The sequence below is a fragment of the Limnohabitans sp. TEGF005 genome, from assembly GCF_055394835.1.
This window is the reverse complement of record NZ_AP029226.1, coordinates 2,670,769-2,688,645: the sequence shown is the minus strand read 5'-3', so window position 1 is coordinate 2,688,645 and position 17,877 is coordinate 2,670,769. Positions and strand designations below refer to the sequence as shown.

Here is a 17,877-nt window from a genome sequence, read left to right as displayed (position 1 = left end):
CGAGTTGCCAGATGCTGCGGCGGCCAAGGCCGGACGGGTGCATCCGATAATCAGGGCATGTCTGAAACCGCCACCCCCATTGAGACCCCCCCGCCCAGCACGGTACGCACCTGGCGCGAGGCCTTGCGTCTGTATTTGCAGCCTGCCAGCTTGCGCATGGTGGCGCTGGGCTTTGCGGCCGGGCTGCCCTTGCTGCTGGTGTTGGGCACGCTCAGCTTCAGGCTGCGCGAAGCGGGTATTGACCGCAGCACCATCGGTTACTTGAGTTGGGTGGGTCTGGCTTACGGCGTCAAGTGGATGTGGGCACCCTTGGTGGACAGGATGCCGATACCTTGGCTCACGCGCCAGTTGGGTCGCCGTCGCAGTTGGTTGTTGTCGTCGCAAATCGTCATTGCGGGCGGTTTGGTGGGCATGGCGCTCAATGACCCGTCGCAGCTGCTGGGGCCTTTGGTGGCCTGTGCTTTGGCGGTGGCGGTGGCATCGGCCACGCAAGACATTGCGCTCGATGCCTACCGCATCGAGTCGGCCGAGGTCAATGCCCAGGCCGCGCTGGCGGCCAGTTACCAAACCGGGTATCGCCTGGCCATGATCTGGGCCGGTGCGGGCGTGTTGTGGATTGCGGCATGGGCGCAAGGCGAGCAAACCACGGGCTATGCCCAAGCGGCTTGGCAAGTGGCGTATTTGGTGATGGCGGCCAGCATGTTGCCGGGCATGTGGATGGTGCTGGCCGCGCCCGAGCCGGTGCCTGCGCCGATGACGCCCGCCCGCAATCTGGCCGAGTGGGTGCAGGGTGCATTGATCGAACCCTTTGCCGACTTTTGGCGACGTTACCGCTGGCAGGCGCTGCAGGTGCTGGCGCTGATCGCGGTGTACCGCATCAGCGACGTGGTGATGGGCATCATGGCCAATCCGTTTTATGTGGACATGGGTTTCACCAAAACCGAAGTGGCCAGCGTGACCAAGGTGTATGGCGTGGTCATGACGCTGGTGGGCGCATTTGTGGGCGGGGTCTTGTCGGCGCGGTGGGGGGTGATGCGCATTCTGATGCTGGGCGCGGTGCTCAGTGCGGTCAGCAATTTGCTGTTTGTCTGGCTCAGCGGCGTGGGGCACGATGTGAGCGCCTTGGTCTGGGTGATCTCGGCCGACAACCTGGCCAGTGGCATCGCCTCGGCGGCCTTCATTGCCTACTTGTCTTCGCTGACCAACATCCAATATTCGGCCACGCAATACGCGCTGCTCAGTTCCATGATGCTGTTGTTGCCGAAGTTTTTGGCGGGTTTTTCGGGGGACTTTGTCGATGCCTACGGCTATGCCAGTTTCTTCACCGCCACGGCTTGGCTGGGGGTGCCGGTGCTGCTGCTGGTGGCCTTGGCTGCACGCGTCCACGCCAGACAGCCCTCGTGAATTTACCCATCTTTACCCAAGCGACACGACAAACGCCACAGCGCGGACGATGATCAGGCCATGCAAGAACTTTTGATGATCGAAGACGATGTCCGCTTGGCGGGCATGGTGTCTGACTATCTGGGGCAAAACGGTTTTGGCGTGGGCCACGCCCCTGATGCCCGGAGCGGTTTGGCCCGTTTGCAAACGGCAGGCGTCGATTTGGTCATCCTGGATTTGATGCTGCCCGACATGGACGGCCTGCAAGTGTGTCAACGCATCCGCGCTTTGCCGGGTGCCTTGGGCCAAGTGCCGGTGCTCATGCTCACCGCCAAGGGCGACCCGATGGACCGCATCATCGGGCTCGAAATGGGGGCCGACGATTACCTGCCCAAGCCCTTTGAGCCGCGTGAGTTGCTGGCCCGCATCAAGGCCATCTTGCGGCGCAAAAGTGCCCCCCCCGAAGTCAGCAGCCAGGTCATGCAGTTTGGCTCGCTCGAAATCGACCGCGATGCGCGGCGGGTGTCTGTGGCCGGGCAGGCCTGCGACCTGACGTCTTACCAATACGATGTGTTGGTGGCTTTGGCCGAACGCGCGGGCCGCGTGCTCACGCGGGACCAGATCATGGAGGCCGTGCGCGGGCGTGAGCTGGAGGCGTTTGACCGCTCAATCGACGTGCACATGGGCCGCATCCGTGCGGCCATCGAGGCCGACCCCAAAGCACCGCAACGCATCCTCACGGTGCGGGGCGTGGGCTATGTGTTTGCCCGCCAGCAGGACTGAAGCATGGCCCTGCGCACTTGGTTACGGCAATGGTCGCGTCATTTGTATTTGCGCATTTGGCTGGCTGTGGTCGTGGGGGTGGCCTTGCTCATGCTGGTGGTGGGCTGGGCCTGGCGTGCCAGTGTCGAGCACAACAACCCTCCGCCCGTGCCGCGTGAATGGGTGGTGCTCAATGCCCAGGGCGAGGTGCTGGCCACCACGACCCGGCCGCCTGGCCCCGGCGCGCCGCTTGAATTTGACGTGACCTTGCCCGATGGGCAACAACTCCAGTTGCGTGTTCAGCGCAACGGGGAGCGTGCAGACCCGCCCGACATGGGCCACCCGCGTGGTGGGCGCATGGCGTCGCCACACATGTCGCCGCAAACCTCACCGCAAAACTCACCGTACAGTTCGGCACGCATGCCACCCCATGTGCGCAACGAGCCGCCTTGGTGGGCCAAGCCGCCCTATGGCTTTTTCTGGATGCTGGGGCTGATCGGGCTGGCGGTGGCGCTGGGTTTGTACCCGGTGGTGCGGCGACTGACCCAAAGGCTTGAAGGCTTGCAGCGTGGGGTGCAGCGCTGGGGCGATGGCGATTTGTCGGTGCGTGTGCCGGTGCAAGGCGATGACGAAGTGGCCGATTTGTCGGTGCGCTTCAACGCGGCGGCTGAGCGCATTGAAGGGCTGATGGCCTCGCAAAAATCATTGCTGGCCAATGCCTCACACGAGCTGCGCTCGCCATTGGCCCGCATCCGCATGGGGCTGGAGCTGATGGATGCAGCGGCAGCCGACAGTGCCACACGCCAAGCCACGCGCACGGAAATTTTGCGCAACATGAGCGAACTGGACCAGCTGATTGATGAGATCTTGTTGGCCAGCCGTTTGGATGCCAAAGAAGCGGACATCGGCACGGTCGAGGCGGTGGATTTGGTGGGCCTGTGTGCCGAAGAATGCGCACGCGTGGGGGCCTTGCTGGAGGTGCCGCCCGGCCTGTCGGTGCTGGAGGTTCAGGGCGTGGCCAAGTTGCTGCGGCGCATGGTGCGCAATTTGTTGGAGAACGCGCGGCGCTACGGCGCCACGGGCATCGATGGTCACGCAAACCTCGGCGATGACGTGGTCTTGTCTTTGGCGCAGCAAGGCCAGCAGGTTCATGTCCGTGTGTGCGACCATGGGCCGGGGGTGCCAGAGGCTTGGCGTGAGCGGATTTTTGAGCCGTTTTTTCGGCTGCCGGGTGCCAGTGAGCGCGTGGGCGGTGTGGGTTTGGGGCTGTCGCTTGTCAAATCGATTGCCGAGCGGCACGGCGGGCGGGTACGGTGTGCAGACCGCACTGGCGGTGGTGCCTGTTTTGAGGTGAGTTTCGACCAAAGGCCCCAAAGCAAAACGGCGAACACCTGAGGGTCCGCCGTTGCATCGCTCTTGAGGAGCGCCGTGGGGTTGGCTGGCCATCGCATCGATGGCCGCGCAGGCCTTTCAGTGGTGGTGGCCGACCACTTCACCGGCTTTCAATTTGTAAGCGGTGCCGCAATACGGGCATTTGGCTTCGCCGGTTTTGGCCACGTCCAGATAGACCTTGGGGTGGCTGTTCCAGAGTTTCATGTCGGCTTTGGGGCTGGGGCAAAAAACACCGCCCTGGGGGTTCAGGTCGGTGGCCAGCAGTTCAACGGGATTGCTCATGGTTTCTTTCCTTAAACCAGCGTCAGCCAGTGTGCGTATTTCGGGTTACGGCCGTTGACGATGTCAAAGAACGCAGATTGGATTTTCTCGGTGATCGGGCCACGGCTGCCCGCGCCCAGCTCAATTCGGTCCAGTTCGCGGATCGGCGTGACTTCAGCGGCGGTGCCGGTGAAGAAGGCTTCGTCGGCAATGTAAATCTCGTCGCGTGTGATGCGCTTTTGCACAATCTCCAGACCCAGATCTTTGGCGATGTGGAACACCGTGTTGCGGGTGATGCCGTTCAAAGCACCGGCTGACAAATCGGGGGTGTAGATCACGCCGTCCTTGACCACGAAGATGTTTTCGCCAGCACCTTCCGACACAAAACCCGAGGTGTCGAGCAACAAGGCTTCGTCGTAACCTTCGTCGGTCACTTCCATATTGGCCAAGATCGAGTTGGTGTAGTTGCTCACCGCTTTGGCCTGCGTCATGGTGATGTTGACGTGGTGGCGGGTGTAGCTGCTGGTCTTGACGCGGATGCCGCGCTTCATGCCTTCTTCGCCCAAGTACGCGCCCCAGGTCCAGGCGGCGACCATCAGGTGAATGGTGTTGCCCTTGGGGCTTACGCCCAGCTTTTTGTCGCCAATCCAAGTGAGGGGGCGGATGTAGCCGCTTTCCAGTTTGTTTTCACGCACCACGGCGCGCTGGGCTTCGTTGACTTGGTCTTTGGTGAAGGGGATCGCCATGCGCAAGATTTTGGCGCTGTTGAACAAGCGGTCGGTGTGCTCTTGCAAACGAAAGATCGCCGTGCCTTGCTCGGTTTTGTAGGCACGCACGCCTTCAAAAGCGCCGCAACCGTAGTGCAGGGTGTGGCTCAAGACGTGGATCTTGGCATCGCGCCAATCGACCATCTGGCCGTCCATCCAGATTTTGCCGTCGCGGTCGGACATGGAGGGAATGACAACGCTCATGAAAGTGTCCTTTGAAGAAGGGGCAGTAAACAGTGCAAAAAAGTGATTTTAAGGTCCACCGCCACCGTCAGATGAAGCGGTTGTGGACAGCACTCAGGTGGAGAGGGCCGGGGCTGTTGCTTCAACTTGGGTGTCGGTGGTGGGGCGCTCCAGTGTCCACTCGGTCAGTTTGCCCCCCACGAAAGTGCCGGTCACCTGCGATTGGCCGGCGTCTGTCCAGCGAAAGATTTCTGGCTGGGCGTCTTTTTCGGTCAAGAGTTGACCCAAAGACCGCGTCATGGCGATCACATGCATCAAGCTCGCTCCTTTTTGGAGCTTGGCATTGAGCATCACGGCGCTGGCCACATGCCCGATAGGGCGGTTGGCCGCTTTTTTAAGGATGGTGACCATGCGCGTGAAGTGCAGCAAGATCCACATGACCACACCACCTGCAGCCAGGGCAATGCCGGCCCACTGAAAGGCGTGCCAAGCACCGACGGTAAAAACGAGGATGGCCGCAGGGGCCAGTATTTTGTTGAAATTCATGGGGGCAGATTGTGCCTTGTGTGCCGTGGACTTGCTGATGGTGTCCTCGCTTAAGCCGAGCTGCATGAGGTCGGGTCAAATCTTCTTTTAACGGCAGCTGTGTCGAAGTCAAAGGCTGTGTGGATGCCAACAAGGTCTTTCAGGTGATTCAGTTGGAAGTCAAAAATGGCGACAGCAACCGTGAGGACGGAGCCTTAATCGAGCTCGCGCACTACGCCCATCGCTTCTTCAATCCTTTCAACGGCATGCACCTGCATGCCCGGAATGGCGGTCTTGGGCGCATTGGCTTTGGGAATGATGGCGGTGGTGTAGCCCAGTTTGGCCGCTTCTTTCAGGCGGTCTTGGCCACGCGGCGCCGGGCGCACCTCACCGGCCAAGCCCACCTCGCCAAAGGCGATAAAGCCTTTCGGCAGGGCTTTGCCGCGCAAGCTGCTGGTGATGGCCAGCATCACCGCCAGGTCGGCGGCGGGTTCGCTGATGCGCACGCCGCCCACCGCGTTGACAAACACGTCTTGGTCCATGCAGGCCACACCCGCGTGCCGGTGCAGCACCGCCAGCAACATGGCCAATCGGTCGCGGTCCAGGCCCACGCTCAGTCGGCGTGGCGAAGGGCCACCGCTGTCCACCAGTGCCTGAATCTCGACCAGCAGTGGGCGTGTGCCTTCCAAGGTGACCATCACGCAGCTGCCGGGCACGGGCTCGCTGTGCTGGCTCAAAAAGATGGCGCTCGGGTTGCTCACGCCTTTGAGGCCTTTTTCGGTCATGGCAAAAACGCCAATCTCGTTGACGGCCCCAAAGCGGTTCTTGATGGCGCGGATCAGCCGGAAGTTGGAGTGGGTGTCGCCCTCAAAGTACAGCACCGTGTCCACCATGTGCTCCAGCACGCGTGGGCCAGCCAGCGCGCCTTCTTTGGTGACGTGGCCGACCAGCACGATGCTGGTGCCGGTGGCTTTGGCCGTGCGCGTCAGGTGCGCCGCGCATTCGCGCACTTGGGCCACCGAGCCGGGGGCGCTGGTCAATTGGTCCGAGTACACCGTCTGGATCGAGTCGATGATGGCGATGTTCGGTTGACGTGCTTGCAGGGTGTGCAAGATCTTTTCGAGCTGAATTTCGGGCAGCACTGGCACTTGCGAGTCCGGTAGGCCGAGGCGGCGTGAACGCATGGCCACTTGTGCACCGCTTTCTTCGCCCGTCACATACAGGGTGTTCATGCCGCTGCGCTGCAGGGCGTCCACCGCTTGCAACAGCAAGGTCGATTTGCCGATGCCGGGGTCGCCTCCGATCAGCACCACACCGCCTTCGACCATGCCACCGCCGAGCACGCGGTCCAACTCGTCGATGCCTGTGGGGTGGCGCTCAAAGTCGGCGGCTTCGATTTGTGACAACGGCAGTACTTCGGAGGTGGGGGCCAACGAGGCGTGCACCGAGCCAAATCGGTTTTTGCCTGTTGCTGCTGGCTCGCTTGAGCTCTCGATCAGCGTGTTCCAGGCGTTGCAGCTGGGGCATTTGCCCATCCAGCGGGCGCTGGTGCCGCCGCATTCGGTGCAGGTGAAAATTGTTTTGTCTTTGGCCATAGGGGGATTGTGCCTTTGACCGTGCCTTTGCCGACAGTCGACCGCAGTGGCAGGCTAACCCCAAGTTTTTAGGCCACTTTCAGCCAGGCATTGACAAAGTCATGCGTGATCTCTGCTGCGCTCAGGCTGCGTGCACCCGTCGCATTTTGCCCGGACCACAAGGGGGTGAAATCACTCGAACCCCTGGCTTCGGCCGCCGCTCGCAGGGGGGCAATGCCTGCTGTAGCAAGTGGAAATGCCGGGGCCTGTTCGCCCAAAGGCCCCAGCTCGCGCATGAGGCGGTTGACGATGCCGCGTGCCGGGCGGCCGCTGAACAGCCGGGTCAGTGCCGTGTGTTGCGCCGCAGGCGATTGAAGGGCGGTGCGGTGCAAGGCGCTGGTGGTGGCCTCGTGGCTGCACAAATAGGCGGTGCCGATCTGCACACCCGCAGCACCCAGCGCCCTGGCTGCTGCCACGCCCCCGGCGGTGGCGATGCCGCCCGCTGCGATCACCGGCACATTCACGGCGTGCACAATTTGTGGCAGCAGCGCGAAGGTGCCAAGCTGCGTGCTCAGGTCGTCGGTCAGGAACATGCCCCGATGCCCTCCAGCTTCCAGACCTTGCGCGATCACCGCATCTGCACCCTGTGCCTCGAGCCACAGCGCTTCTTGCACCGTGGTGGCGGATGACAGCACCCGGCTGCCCCAGCTTTTCACCCTGGCCAGCAAGTCAGGCGCAGGCAAACCGAAATGGAAGCTGACCACCGCTGGGCGAAACACTTCCAGCACATCGGCGCTGTCGTGGTTGAAGGGCACACGCCCTGGACCGGAGGGGATGTTGTCGCCATCCAGGCCGGCTTCGCGGTAATACGGGGCCAGCGCTTGGTGCCACCGCGCTTGGCGCTCCGTGTCGGGCGTGGGGCTGACGTGGCAAAAGAAATTGACGTTGAAAGGGGCGCTGGTGGCTGCCTGCAGCGCTTGCAGTTCGGCGTGCAGTGCTGTGGGGCTGAGCATGGCGGCCGGCAGTGAGCCCAGGCCGCCTGAATGGCAGACGGCGGCAGCCAGGCGGTGATCTTGCGCTCCGGCCATGGGGGCCTGGATGAGGGGGGCGGCAAGGCCCAAGTGGTGAAAGAAGTGAGGCATGCCCAAAATGTAACGCGAGTGGGCGCCTGGCCCTCACGTTTGGCCGTCTGGGGGCGAGTTTGGTGGCTGCAATTTTGGGCTCACCCGCCTGATTTCTGACCTTAAAGATTCCACAGCGATGGGCTTGGACACATAACCATCCATGCCGGCTTCCATGTAACGCTCCCGATCGCCCTTGAGTGCGTTGGCAGTCACCGCGATGATGGGTGTACGGGGCTTGAGGCTGGCTTGCTCCATGGCTCGGATGATCTCGGTCGCCTCGATCCCGCTCATTGCGGGCATCTGGATGTCCATCAGGATCAAATCAAATGGGCCGCTGGAAAAGGCTTCAACGGCTTCGACACCGTTGTTGGCAATGCTGATGTCATAGCCCATGCGGGAGAGCAAGATGGTCGCCAGTGTCTGGTTGATCGGCGCATCCTCGACCAGCAAAACGCGCTGCGGGCTCGAGTGCAAGTGAGCATTGGGTTGGTGTGTGGGTGCTGCCCTTGCCTCAACATTGGCCGTGCGGCAGATGAGGGTGTTGAGCATGGCCAGCATTTCGTGTGGATCAATGGGTTTGACCAGAAACCCCTGAATGCCCAAAGGGTCTAGCTGCTCTTGGCTGGTCTGCTCACTCAATGCGCCCATCATGATGATGGGCATTTGCGCCGCGGGGGTCACTTGTCGGATTTGCGCGGCCAGTGCATAGCCGTCAATGTCCGGCATGTTCACATCGATCAAGGTGCAACAGGCTTGCGCAAGCAGGGGCGAATGCAGTGCCTGCACGGCACCATCGGCGGTCACTGGGTGCAGACCGATTGCGAACAGCTGTTGCCCCAGAACGTTTCGACTGCTGGCATTGTCGTCCACGACGAGGATCGTTTTTCCGGCCAGTGGCTTGGGGATCTCGTTGTCACTGAATACGGAAGCGGCGGCAGTTTGAAGGTTCACGCAAAAACTGAAGGTGCTGCCGTGACCGGGCTGACTGCTCACCTGGATGTCACCCCCCATCATTTGGACCAGCCTGCGGCTGATGGCCAAGCCCAAGCCCGAACCACCAAACTGGCGCACAGTGCTCGAGTCAGCCTGCGTGAACACGTCGAAAATGATGTTTTGTTTGTCTGGTGAAATGCCGATGCCGGTGTCCTTGATGGCGAAGGCCAGCCAAATGCCGTCAGCACCGGCTTGGGGCGGCATGCGCTCCACACACAGCAGGATTTCACCTTGTGCGGTGAACTTGATCGCATTGCCCAACAAATTGGTGATCACCTGCTGCAAGCGAAGCGGGTCACCGATCACCTGGTCCGGCACGTTACTCTGCATGTCGCAGACCAGTTCCAGTTCTTTTTCACTGGCCCGCAAGGACAAGGTCCGTGTGGTTTGACGGATCAGGCTGTGCAAAGAAAACAGGTGCGGGTCGAGGCTGAGTTTGCGGGCTTCGATTTTGGAAAAATCCAGGATGTCGTTGATGACGGCCAGCAGCGAGTTGGCCGATGTGGACACCATGTCCAGGTAGCTGCGTTGCTCAGGGGTCATGCGGGTCTGCAGACACAACTCGGTCATGCCCAAAATGCCGTTCATCGGCGTGCGGATTTCGTGGCTCATGTTGGCCAAAAAATGGCTTTTGGATTCACTGGCCGCCTGCGCGGCATCGCGGGCTTGTGACATGTCCTTTTCGGTCTGGATGCGTGCTTCAACAAACTCGTTGAAGGCATGCACCACCGTCTTGATCTCTTTGCCGCCCAACTCGGCGATGGGTGCCGCTGCCTGACCATCGCGCATCTTGCTCGCCGTGTCGTGCATGGCACTGGCCAACAGTCCCAGAGGGCGCACCAGTCGCCCGACAAAAGTCCACAACAAGGGCATCATCACCAGCATCAGCAACAAGCTCACGCCAATCATTTTTTTGAACAAATTTTCAATCGGCGCAAATGCCTCGGCAGAGGGGACAACCGAGGCCATGACCCAGTCTGTGGTCGCCAGCTGCTTGAAGGTAAAGAGGCCCTTGAGTCCACGGGTGGTGTAGCCCTCTTGGGTGCCTTCAAAACCATTCATCGCATTTTCAAAAGGGATGTTGCCGCTGTTGGCGGGCACTTGTTTGAAAATCAGACGGGTATCCGGGTGGGCAATGCGCAAGCGGTCTTTGCTGACCAGGTAGTAATAACCGGTTTCGCCGTTTTTACGGTTCGCAATGGAGCCCAACAAATTTGGCTTGTAGAGGTTCAGCACCCCGCCCATGATGCCGATCAACTGCTTGTTTTTGTCCAGAATGGGTGCGGCCACCACCACGATGGGTTGTTGGGTGGCCTTGCCCAAAATCGGTTTGGAGATCACCGCCTTGCCTGTCTGAATCACGCCCTGAATGTAGTCGCGGGACGACATGTCCAGGTTCCGTCGGCCTGGTTTGATCGGCCAGTCCACCAGCAAAACCCCTTTGGCGTCGAAGAGATACAGGTCGTCATAAACCGTGAGCAAGGCGTGCTCGCGCTGAAGAAACTGCTCCAGCGGTGCGAGCTGGCCGGGCGCACTTGTTGGGGCATTCAACGCCACATTGGACAGCATGGTGATGCTGTTTTGCAGGTTTTCATCCAAGTGCTTGGCCAGGTCGGTCAGTTGCCGGTACTCGTGCTTTTCGATGCGCTGCACGATGTCTCCACGCATCACATAAAACTGCAGTCCGAGCTGAACCAACAACAAAAGAAAGGCCATGACGATGGCGCTCAGGGACAGTTGGAGTTTGATGCTGAGATTGTTCATCGGTCTTTTTTGCCCTTGAGGCGTTCCTTTGGACCGAAATCCTGGACGGGTGCGTGCTCGAATGCGTTGGCCCAGCCATGGCGGTTAGGCAGCGGCTGATGAATTTATTTTAATCTTTCAAATCTTTATTTGAGTACTTAGTTATTTGTTTTGGTGGGCTTTCCAGCGTCTGCTTGGGGCCATTCGCCGGCTTGATCAAGGGTAAGCCCGGGTTTTTTCTAGCTTGAATTCATTTAACATGTTAAATAAATGACAAGCACCCCATTCGTTCACCGCAATTTGCCGCGTTTGTTGCTGCAGGCGCGAGAGGCCGTCATGGCACACACCCGCCCGAGTCTGCGAGAGCATGGCTTGTCGGATCAGCAGTGGCGTGTTTTGCGGGTTTTGGGCGAACACGCGCAAGAGTTGGCCGGGGTGGAAACGGGGCGCGTGGCGAAAGAAGCGTATTTGTTGGGCCCCAGCCTGACGGGCGTACTGACCCGCATGGAGCGCGACGGCCTGATCGAGCGCAGCCGTTGCCCACAGGATGCGCGGCGCACGGTGGTGCGGGCCACCACGGCGGGTTTGGCCAAAGTCCAGGCCCTGTCCCAAACCATTGAAGCCCACTACGCCTGGATGGAAATGCAACTGGGCAAAGCGGCCTTGCAAACCCTGTACGGCCTGCTGGACCAGGTCATTGACCTGGAAGGCGACGGGCTGTCGGCCAGTGAACTGCCGCAAGGCACAGAGGAATGAAAACATGAGCCATTGGCAACCCCGAGGCACGGTGTATGGCACCTTGCTCAATTTTTGCCGCGAGTGGGACCTGTGGTCACCGCGCATGACACAAGAGCCGCACAAGGCCGCGCCCCAAGCGCCCGTGCTGTACGTCAAAACCGCCAACACCTTCAGCCCCACCGGGCAGGACTTGGTGCTGCAAGACGGTGTGACCGAAGTCGACATTGGCGCAACGCTGGGCTTGGTGATCGGTGACGATGGCCGAGTGGCGGGTGCCGTTTTGCTGAACGACTGGTCTGTGCCGCACACCAGCTATTACCGCCCGCCGGTCAAGTTCCGCTGCCGCGATGGTTTTTTGGCCTTGCCCGAGCAGATCACGCCAGGCCAGTTGCAAGACTGGGCTGCGTTGCAGCTGACGGTGCAGCGCAATGGCGAACGGGTGCAGACCGTGGACTTGCGCGAGCTGGTGCGCGACTTGCCCACCTTGCTGGCCGATGTGGGCGACTTCATGACGCTGCAAGCAGGCGATGTGTTGATGGTGGGCACCGATTGCCTGGCCGATGGCACGCGCCCGCGTGCCCAGGTCGGTGACCGGGTCGATATTTCTGCACCCGGCTTCGCGTCCGTGTCTGTGCAAGTCGGAGGTGCCGCATGAAACACGCACGCATCGCATGGGCAGGTGCTGTCCAGCAAGCGCTTGAATCTGATGGCCAGCTGCTCATCACCCAAGGTCCACACAAGGGCCATCGCGTGGGATTTGACGAGGTGGTCTGGCTGCCGCCACTTGCACCCGTACCGCAAGCCCGCACCGTGATTGCGCTGGGCCTGAACTACGCCGACCATGCCAAGGAACTGGCCTTCAAAGCGCCCGAAGAACCGCTGGCCTTCATGAAGGGCGAGGCCTCATTGATCGGGCACAAGGCGCTGACCGTGCGCCCGAACGGGGTCAAATACATGCACTACGAGTGCGAACTGGCCGTGGTGATCGGCCGCACTGCCCGGCGCGTGAAAAAAGCCGATGCCTACGACTTCGTCGCGGGCTACACCGTGGCCAACGATTACGCGATCCGCGACTACCTGGAAAACTGGTACCGACCCAACCTGCGCGTTAAAAACCGCGATACCTGCACCCCCATTGGCCCCTGGCTGGTGGATGCGGCAGATGTCATCAACCCCATGGCCTTGAAATTGCAGACCACCGTCAACGGCCAAGTCACACAAAGCGGCAGCACAGCCGACATGATTTTTGACGTGCCCACGCTGATCGAATATTTCAGCAGCTTCATGACGCTCAAGCCCGGCGACCTGATCCTGACCGGCACGCCCGACGGCATCGTTGATTGCCAGCCCGGCGACGTGATCGTCACCGAGATCGAAGGCATCGGCGCCCTGACCAACACCATCGTGGCCGCGTGAGCATGAATATGCACATGCCGCAAATGGCAACCGCAACCGCAACCGCAACCGCAACGGCAACGGCAACGGCAACGGCAACGGCAAGCCCCCGATTTGTCATCCCTGCGAACGCGGGGATCCATGGCGTAGGGACCCTGCATGCGTGCATTCCCGCATGCGCGGTCGTGCCATGAATTTAAGAAATTGACGGAGACACCCATGAAAATCGACCACCTCATCAACGGCCAACGTGTCGCGGGCAGCGACTACTTTGAAACCACCAACCCCGCCACGCAAGAGGTGTTGGCCGAAGTCGCCTCGGGCGGCCAGGCCGAGGTCAATGCCGCTGTCGCTGCCGCCAAAGCGGCTTTCCCGAAATGGGCCGCTACGCCCGCCACCGAACGCGCCAAAATCATGCGCAAGCTGGGCGACTTGATCACCCAACACGTCCCCGAGATTGCGGACACCGAGACCCGCGACTGCGGCCAGACCATCAGCCAGACCGGCAAACAACTGGTGCCGCGTGCCGCCGACAACTTCCATTACTTTGCCGAAATGTGCACCCGTGTGGACGGCCACACCTACCCCACGCCCACGCACCTGAACTACACCTTGTTCCACCCGGTGGGCGTGTGCGCACTGATCAGCCCCTGGAACGTGCCCTTCATGACCGCCACCTGGAAGGTCGCGCCGTGTCTCGCCTTTGGCAATACCGCCGTGCTCAAGATGAGCGAGTTGTCACCCCTGACCGCGGCGCGATTGGGCGAGCTGGCGCTGGAGGCTGGCGTGCCTGCGGGCGTGCTCAATGTGGTGCACGGCTTTGGCAAAGAGGCGGGCGAACCGCTGGTGTCGCACCGCGATGTGCGCGCCATCAGTTTCACCGGCTCGACGGTCACGGGCAACCGCATTGTCCAAAGTGCGGGCCTCAAAAAGTTCAGCATGGAGTTGGGCGGTAAAAGCCCGTTTGTGATTTTTGAAGACGCCGACCTGGACCGCGCCCTTGACGCGGCCATCTTCATGATCTTTTCCAACAACGGCGAGCGCTGCACCGCCGGCAGCCGCATCTTGGTGCAGCAAAGCATCTATGCCGACTTTGCAGCCCAGTTTGCCGAACGCGCCAAACGCATCACCGTGGGCGACCCGTTGGATGAAAAAACCATCGTCGGCCCCATGATCTCCAAGGCCCACTTGGCCAAGGTGCGCAGCTACATCGAAATGGGCCCGAAAGAGGGCGCAACCCTGCTGTGCGGCGGGCTGGACCAACCGGGCTACGCTGCCGACTTGCCCGCGCATGTGCAAAACGGCAACTTCGTTTGGCCCACGGTGTTTGCCGATGTCGACAACCGCATGCGCATCGCACAGGAAGAAATCTTCGGCCCCGTGGCCTGTTTGATCCCTTTCAAGGACGAGGCCGATGCCATTGCCAAAGCCAACGACATTGAATACGGCTTGAGCAGTTACGTCTGGACCGAAAACCTGGGCCGCGCCCACCGCGTGGCCGCTGCCGTGGAAGCGGGCATGTGTTTTGTCAACAGCCAGAACGTGCGCGACCTGCGCCAACCCTTTGGCGGCACCAAGGCCAGCGGCACCGGCCGCGAGGGCGGCACCTGGAGCTACGAGGTGTTTTGCGAGCCCAAAAACGTGGCGGTTTCGATGGGCAGTCACCACATTCCACATTGGGGCGTCTGATCATGCGACCACTCGATCACTTCAGGAGACTTCGCCATGGGTAAGCTCGCACTCGCCGCCAAAATCACCCACGTACCCAGCATGTACCTGAGTGAGATCCCTGGCCCGCGTTTTGGCACGCGGCAAAGCGCCATTGATGGCCACCACGAAATCAGCCGCCGCTGCCGCGCCATGGGCGTGGACACGCTGGTGGTGTTTGACACGCACTGGCTGGTCAATGCCGCCTACCACATCAACTGCGCGCCGCATTACAAGGGTGTGTACACCAGCAACGAGTTGCCGCATTTCATCAGCAACATGGCGTTTGAGTCGCCGGGCAACCCGGTTTTGGGCCAGTTGTTGGCCAAGGTCGCCAACGCGCACGGCGTGGAAACCTTGGCGCACGAAGCCACCACCTTGCAGCCCGAATACGGCACGCTGGTGCCGCTGCGCTACATGAACGCCGACCAGCATTTCAAGGTGGTTTCGGTCTCGGCCCTGTGCACCTCGCATTACCTCAATGACAGCGCCCGTTTGGGCTGGGCCATGCGCGAGGCTGTGGAGCAGCATTACGACGGCACGGTGGCGTTTTTGGCCAGCGGCAGTTTGAGCCACCGCTTTGCACAAAACGGCTTGGCCCCGGAGTTTGCGCACAAGATCTGGAGCCCTTTTTTGGAGAAACTCGACGAGCAGGTGTTGCGCATGTGGGACCAGCGCGAGTGGAAAGCCTTTTGCGAGATGCTGCCCGAGTACGCCAGCAAAGGCCACGGCGAAGGCTTCATGCACGACACGGCCATGTTGTTGGGCGCTTTGGGCTGGACGGGCTACGACGGCGCGGTGGACATCCTGACCCCTTACTTTGGCGCGTCGGGCACCGGCCAGCTCAATGCCTTGTTTGAAGTCACGCCCCAAACCGGCCAGCACATCCCGGCGGCTCAGGCCAGCAGTGCGCAGGGCTATACCGCAGTGAGCACCCGACTTTGAGCATGAAGCCTCCCTGCAGGTCGGTGGCTTTAGCCTCGACTCAGGCCTTTTCCAAATCCCCATGTCGGACCTGATGGTCCGACCTACAGACACCTCGACAAAGACAGAACCATGCCGCACCTCGTGATCCTCTACACCGGTCAGCTCGATGCCGAAGTCAACATGACCACGCTGTGTCGCCAGATGGCCGACGCCATGCTCACCGTTCAAGGCGAAAACGGCCAACCCGTTTTTCCGACAGGCGGCACGCGTGTGCTGGCTTACCCTGCGCCACATTACGCGGTGGCCGATGGCGGCGCGGCGGGGCTTGCGGCGGGCGTGTATGCGCACAACCCGCATGGCGGTGCGGGCGATTACGCGTTTGTGTACCTGAACCTGCGCATGGGCCGAGGCCGCAGCGAGGCGGTGCAGCAAGGCGCTGGACAGACCTTGATCGAAGTGGCCAAAGCCTTTTTTGCACCCACCATGGCGCAACGCCACATCGGCATCACGCTGCAAATCGACGTGGGCCCCGAGGTGTTTGACGCCAAGCACAGCAACCTCCACCCTTTGTTTCAGAAGGCCTGAGCCATGTCTGTTTTCACCGAAGACCAAATCCAGCAGCTTGCGCACGCGCTGAACCAGTCCGAAAAATCGCGCGTGCAGATCGAGCACTTTTCCAAGCGCTACCCGGGCATGACGATCGAAGACGGTTACCGCATCAACCGCGCCTGGATGCAGATCAAGTTCGCCGAAGGGCGCACCCTGATCGGCCACAAGATTGGCCTGACCAGCCGCGCCATGCAGGTCTCGAGCCAGATAGACGAGCCCGACTACGGCACGCTGCTCGACGACATGCGTTACGACTGCACGCCGGGCCAGGTCCTGGATATTCCGTTCAGCCGTTTCATTGCCCCGCGCGTGGAAGTGGAGCTGGCCTTCATCCTCAAGAAAGCGTTGCGTGGGCCCAACGTGACGGTGCAAGAGGTGCTCGATGCGACCGAGTACGTGACCCCGGCCATCGAGATCATCGATTCGCGCATCGAGCAATTCGACCGCCACACCCAGGTGATGCGCAAGGTGTTTGACACCATCAGCGACAACGCCGCCAACGCGGGCATCGTGCTGGGGGCCAAACGGGTCGATCCCTTGACGACCGACTTGCCTTGGTGCGGTGCCATCTTGCGCCAAAACGGCGTGGTCGAAGAAACCGGTCTGGCCGCTGGCGTGCAGGGCCACCCGGCGGTGGGCATTGCCTGGTTGGCCAACAAGCTGGCACCGTGGGGCGAGTATCTGCAAGCCGGTGAGATCGTGTTGGCAGGCTCGTTCACCAAACCGGCGCTGGCCAAAGTGGGCGATGTGTTCGAGGCGGACTACGGGCCATTGGGCAAGCTGGAGTTTCGGTTTGTTTGAGCGTTTTGAAGAGTCTGCAGTGGCTTCGTCTGGCGATAGCGGGAGGCTGCTGGGGCCAGGGTGGCGGCCCGGGCTCAGAGGCGCTTCGCTTTGCCACATCGCCCGAGCCGCCACCCCGACCCCAACATCCTGTGAGCCGTTTGGCCTTTAAAGAGAGTAACTGATTGATGAGCACCCCCGTGAATACATTCAAGCAAGCCCTGCAAAACAAGCAGCCTCAGATTGGCCTGTGGATGGGACTGGCCAGCGCCTACACCGCCGAAATTTGCGCTCTGGCCGGGTTTGACTGGCTGGTCATCGACGGCGAACACGCGCCCAACGACCTGCGCAGCATCCAGACGCAGCTGCAAACCTTGGCTGCGTATCCCACCAGCCACCCGGTCTGCCGCGTGCCCGTGGGCGAGACGGCGCTCATCAAGCAATACCTCGACTTGGGGGCGCAAAACATCTTGGTGCCCATGGTCGATACCGCCGAGCAGGCCGCGCAACTGGTGCAGGCCATGCGCTACCCGCAAGACGATGGCCGTGGCGGCGTGCGCGGCATGGCCGGTGCACGGGCTTCGCGCTGGGGCCATTACCCCGACTATTTCAAGCGGGCCAATGAAGAGGTCTGCCTGTTGGTGCAGGTTGAATCACGCGAGGCGCTGAAGAATTTGGGCGCGATTGCCGCCACGCCCGGTGTGGACGGTGTGTTCATCGGTCCGGCAGATTTGTCGGCCTCGATGGGCCATGTGGGCAATGCGGCGCACCCCGAGGTGCAGGCTGCCATTGCCGATGCGATCGCCCGCATCCTGCAAGCGGGCAAGGCCCCAGGCATCCTCACGCCCGACCGCGCATCGGCTGCCCAGTACCTGAAGCTGGGGGCCTTGTTTGTGGCGGTGGGTCTGGACACCCAAATCCTGATGCGCCAAACCACCGACTTGGCCGCGCACTTCAAATCAGAAGTGCGCGCCATCGCATCGGCCCCAGGCGCGACTTATTGACGCGCACCTT

17 protein-coding genes are annotated in these 17,877 nt (G+C 61.2%); 11 read left to right on the top strand and 6 right to left on the bottom strand.

Translation table 11 applies throughout. The features are described 5' to 3' along the window. The first annotated feature begins 57 nt into the window (after positions 1–57). From ACZ5RG_RS13310 to ACZ5RG_RS13300, 3 genes are read left to right on the top strand one after another with little or no spacing between them, the layout of a single operon-like run. Entirely contained in the window at positions 58–1,404 is a 1,347-nt protein-coding gene (locus tag ACZ5RG_RS13310; RefSeq protein ID WP_464447315.1) for an AmpG family muropeptide MFS transporter, read from the top strand. A gap of 60 nt (positions 1,405–1,464) precedes the next feature. Further along, on the top strand, positions 1,465–2,166 hold the full coding sequence (locus tag ACZ5RG_RS13305) for a response regulator (protein ID WP_298602951.1): 702 nt from the start codon (positions 1,465–1,467) through the stop codon (positions 2,164–2,166). 3 nt (positions 2,167–2,169) lie between these two features. Continuing rightward, entirely contained in the window at positions 2,170–3,540 is a 1,371-nt protein-coding gene (locus tag ACZ5RG_RS13300; protein WP_464447314.1) for a sensor histidine kinase, read from the top strand. Between the two features lie 75 nt (positions 3,541–3,615). Here the strand turns inward: ACZ5RG_RS13300 and ACZ5RG_RS13295 are convergent, their stop codons facing one another. From ACZ5RG_RS13295 to ACZ5RG_RS13270, 6 genes are all read right to left on the bottom strand, one after another. Beyond that, positions 3,616–3,819: a zinc-finger domain-containing protein gene (locus tag ACZ5RG_RS13295; protein WP_298602957.1), complete on the bottom strand. Its 204-nt coding sequence runs from the start codon at positions 3,817–3,819 to the stop codon at positions 3,616–3,618. 11 nt (positions 3,820–3,830) lie between these two features. Then, a complete protein-coding gene (locus ACZ5RG_RS13290) occupies positions 3,831–4,769 on the bottom strand; it encodes a branched-chain amino acid transaminase (RefSeq protein WP_298602960.1) in 939 nt (312 codons plus the stop codon). 93 nt (positions 4,770–4,862) lie between these two features. Then, positions 4,863–5,294, bottom strand: a complete 432-nt coding sequence (locus ACZ5RG_RS13285) for a glycerate kinase (RefSeq protein ID WP_298602963.1) — start codon at positions 5,292–5,294, stop codon at positions 4,863–4,865. Between the two features lie 194 nt (positions 5,295–5,488). Next, positions 5,489–6,868, bottom strand: a complete 1,380-nt coding sequence (radA, locus tag ACZ5RG_RS13280) for a DNA repair protein RadA (RefSeq protein WP_315138151.1) — start codon at positions 6,866–6,868, stop codon at positions 5,489–5,491. A gap of 68 nt (positions 6,869–6,936) precedes the next feature. Continuing rightward, the gene (locus ACZ5RG_RS13275; protein ID WP_464447313.1) at positions 6,937–7,989 is read right to left on the bottom strand and encodes an NAD(P)H-dependent flavin oxidoreductase; all 1,053 of its coding nucleotides are present in this window, start codon (positions 7,987–7,989) and stop codon (positions 6,937–6,939) included. Between the two features lie 33 nt (positions 7,990–8,022). Next, positions 8,023–10,728, bottom strand: coding sequence for a response regulator (locus ACZ5RG_RS13270; protein ID WP_464447312.1), 2,706 nt, complete (start codon positions 10,726–10,728; stop codon positions 8,023–8,025). A 249-nt stretch (positions 10,729–10,977) separates the two neighbouring features. Between ACZ5RG_RS13270 and hpaR the strand changes: the two genes are divergently transcribed. From hpaR to ACZ5RG_RS13230, 8 genes are all read left to right on the top strand, one after another. Next, a complete protein-coding gene (hpaR, locus tag ACZ5RG_RS13265; RefSeq protein ID WP_298597752.1) occupies positions 10,978–11,463 on the top strand; it encodes a homoprotocatechuate degradation operon regulator HpaR in 486 nt (161 codons plus the stop codon). 4 nt (positions 11,464–11,467) lie between these two features. Further along, positions 11,468–12,100, top strand: a complete 633-nt coding sequence (locus tag ACZ5RG_RS13260; RefSeq protein WP_464447311.1) for a fumarylacetoacetate hydrolase family protein — start codon at positions 11,468–11,470, stop codon at positions 12,098–12,100. Beyond that, positions 12,097–12,861: a fumarylacetoacetate hydrolase family protein gene (locus ACZ5RG_RS13255; protein WP_464447310.1), complete on the top strand. Its 765-nt coding sequence runs from the start codon at positions 12,097–12,099 to the stop codon at positions 12,859–12,861. The genes ACZ5RG_RS13260 and ACZ5RG_RS13255 overlap by 4 nt, the downstream gene beginning before the upstream one ends. Before the next feature lie 198 nt (positions 12,862–13,059). Beyond that, entirely contained in the window at positions 13,060–14,529 is a 1,470-nt protein-coding gene (hpaE, locus tag ACZ5RG_RS13250; protein WP_464447309.1) for a 5-carboxymethyl-2-hydroxymuconate semialdehyde dehydrogenase, read from the top strand. Positions 14,530–14,565: 36 nt separating this feature from the next. Beyond that, complete coding sequence (gene hpaD / locus ACZ5RG_RS13245; RefSeq protein ID WP_464447308.1) at positions 14,566–15,492, top strand: 3,4-dihydroxyphenylacetate 2,3-dioxygenase; 927 nt, start codon at positions 14,566–14,568, stop codon at positions 15,490–15,492. Between the two features lie 111 nt (positions 15,493–15,603). Next, positions 15,604–16,059 (top strand): 5-carboxymethyl-2-hydroxymuconate isomerase, encoded by a 456-nt coding sequence (locus ACZ5RG_RS13240; RefSeq protein ID WP_464447307.1) that lies wholly within the window; start codon positions 15,604–15,606, stop codon positions 16,057–16,059. A 3-nt stretch (positions 16,060–16,062) separates the two neighbouring features. Continuing rightward, complete coding sequence (gene hpaH, locus ACZ5RG_RS13235) at positions 16,063–16,884, top strand: 2-oxo-hept-4-ene-1,7-dioate hydratase (RefSeq protein ID WP_464447306.1); 822 nt, start codon at positions 16,063–16,065, stop codon at positions 16,882–16,884. Between the two features lie 167 nt (positions 16,885–17,051). Continuing rightward, the gene (locus ACZ5RG_RS13230) at positions 17,052–17,867 is read left to right on the top strand and encodes an aldolase/citrate lyase family protein (RefSeq protein ID WP_464447305.1); all 816 of its coding nucleotides are present in this window, start codon (positions 17,052–17,054) and stop codon (positions 17,865–17,867) included. The last annotated feature ends 10 nt before the right edge of the window (positions 17,868–17,877 follow it).

Bases quoted from the DNA above. Each gene is read 5' to 3' on its own strand.
- hpaE (WP_464447309.1), top strand. From the start codon at position 13,060: ATGAAAATCGACCACCTCATCAACGGCCAACGTGTCGCGGGCAGCGAC.
- ACZ5RG_RS13230 (WP_464447305.1), top strand. From the start codon at position 17,052: ATGAGCACCCCCGTGAATACATTCAAGCAAGCCCTGCAAAACAAGCAG.
- hpaH (WP_464447306.1), top strand. From the start codon at position 16,063: ATGTCTGTTTTCACCGAAGACCAAATCCAGCAGCTTGCGCACGCGCTG.
- hpaD (WP_464447308.1), top strand. From the start codon at position 14,566: ATGGGTAAGCTCGCACTCGCCGCCAAAATCACCCACGTACCCAGCATG.
- ACZ5RG_RS13290 (WP_298602960.1), bottom strand. From the start codon at position 4,769: ATGAGCGTTGTCATTCCCTCCATGTCCGACCGCGACGGCAAAATCTGG.
- radA (WP_315138151.1), bottom strand. From the start codon at position 6,868: ATGGCCAAAGACAAAACAATTTTCACCTGCACCGAATGCGGCGGCACC.
- ACZ5RG_RS13270 (WP_464447312.1), bottom strand. From the start codon at position 10,728: ATGAACAATCTCAGCATCAAACTCCAACTGTCCCTGAGCGCCATCGTC.
- ACZ5RG_RS13255 (WP_464447310.1), top strand. From the start codon at position 12,097: ATGAAACACGCACGCATCGCATGGGCAGGTGCTGTCCAGCAAGCGCTT.
- hpaR (WP_298597752.1), top strand. From the start codon at position 10,978: ATGACAAGCACCCCATTCGTTCACCGCAATTTGCCGCGTTTGTTGCTG.
- ACZ5RG_RS13295 (WP_298602957.1), bottom strand. From the start codon at position 3,819: ATGAGCAATCCCGTTGAACTGCTGGCCACCGACCTGAACCCCCAGGGC.
- ACZ5RG_RS13310 (WP_464447315.1), top strand. From the start codon at position 58: ATGTCTGAAACCGCCACCCCCATTGAGACCCCCCCGCCCAGCACGGTA.
- ACZ5RG_RS13275 (WP_464447313.1), bottom strand. From the start codon at position 7,989: ATGCCTCACTTCTTTCACCACTTGGGCCTTGCCGCCCCCCTCATCCAG.
- ACZ5RG_RS13260 (WP_464447311.1), top strand. From the start codon at position 11,468: ATGAGCCATTGGCAACCCCGAGGCACGGTGTATGGCACCTTGCTCAAT.
- ACZ5RG_RS13300 (WP_464447314.1), top strand. From the start codon at position 2,170: ATGGCCCTGCGCACTTGGTTACGGCAATGGTCGCGTCATTTGTATTTG.
- ACZ5RG_RS13305 (WP_298602951.1), top strand. From the start codon at position 1,465: ATGCAAGAACTTTTGATGATCGAAGACGATGTCCGCTTGGCGGGCATG.
- ACZ5RG_RS13285 (WP_298602963.1), bottom strand. From the start codon at position 5,294: ATGAATTTCAACAAAATACTGGCCCCTGCGGCCATCCTCGTTTTTACC.
- ACZ5RG_RS13240 (WP_464447307.1), top strand. From the start codon at position 15,604: ATGCCGCACCTCGTGATCCTCTACACCGGTCAGCTCGATGCCGAAGTC.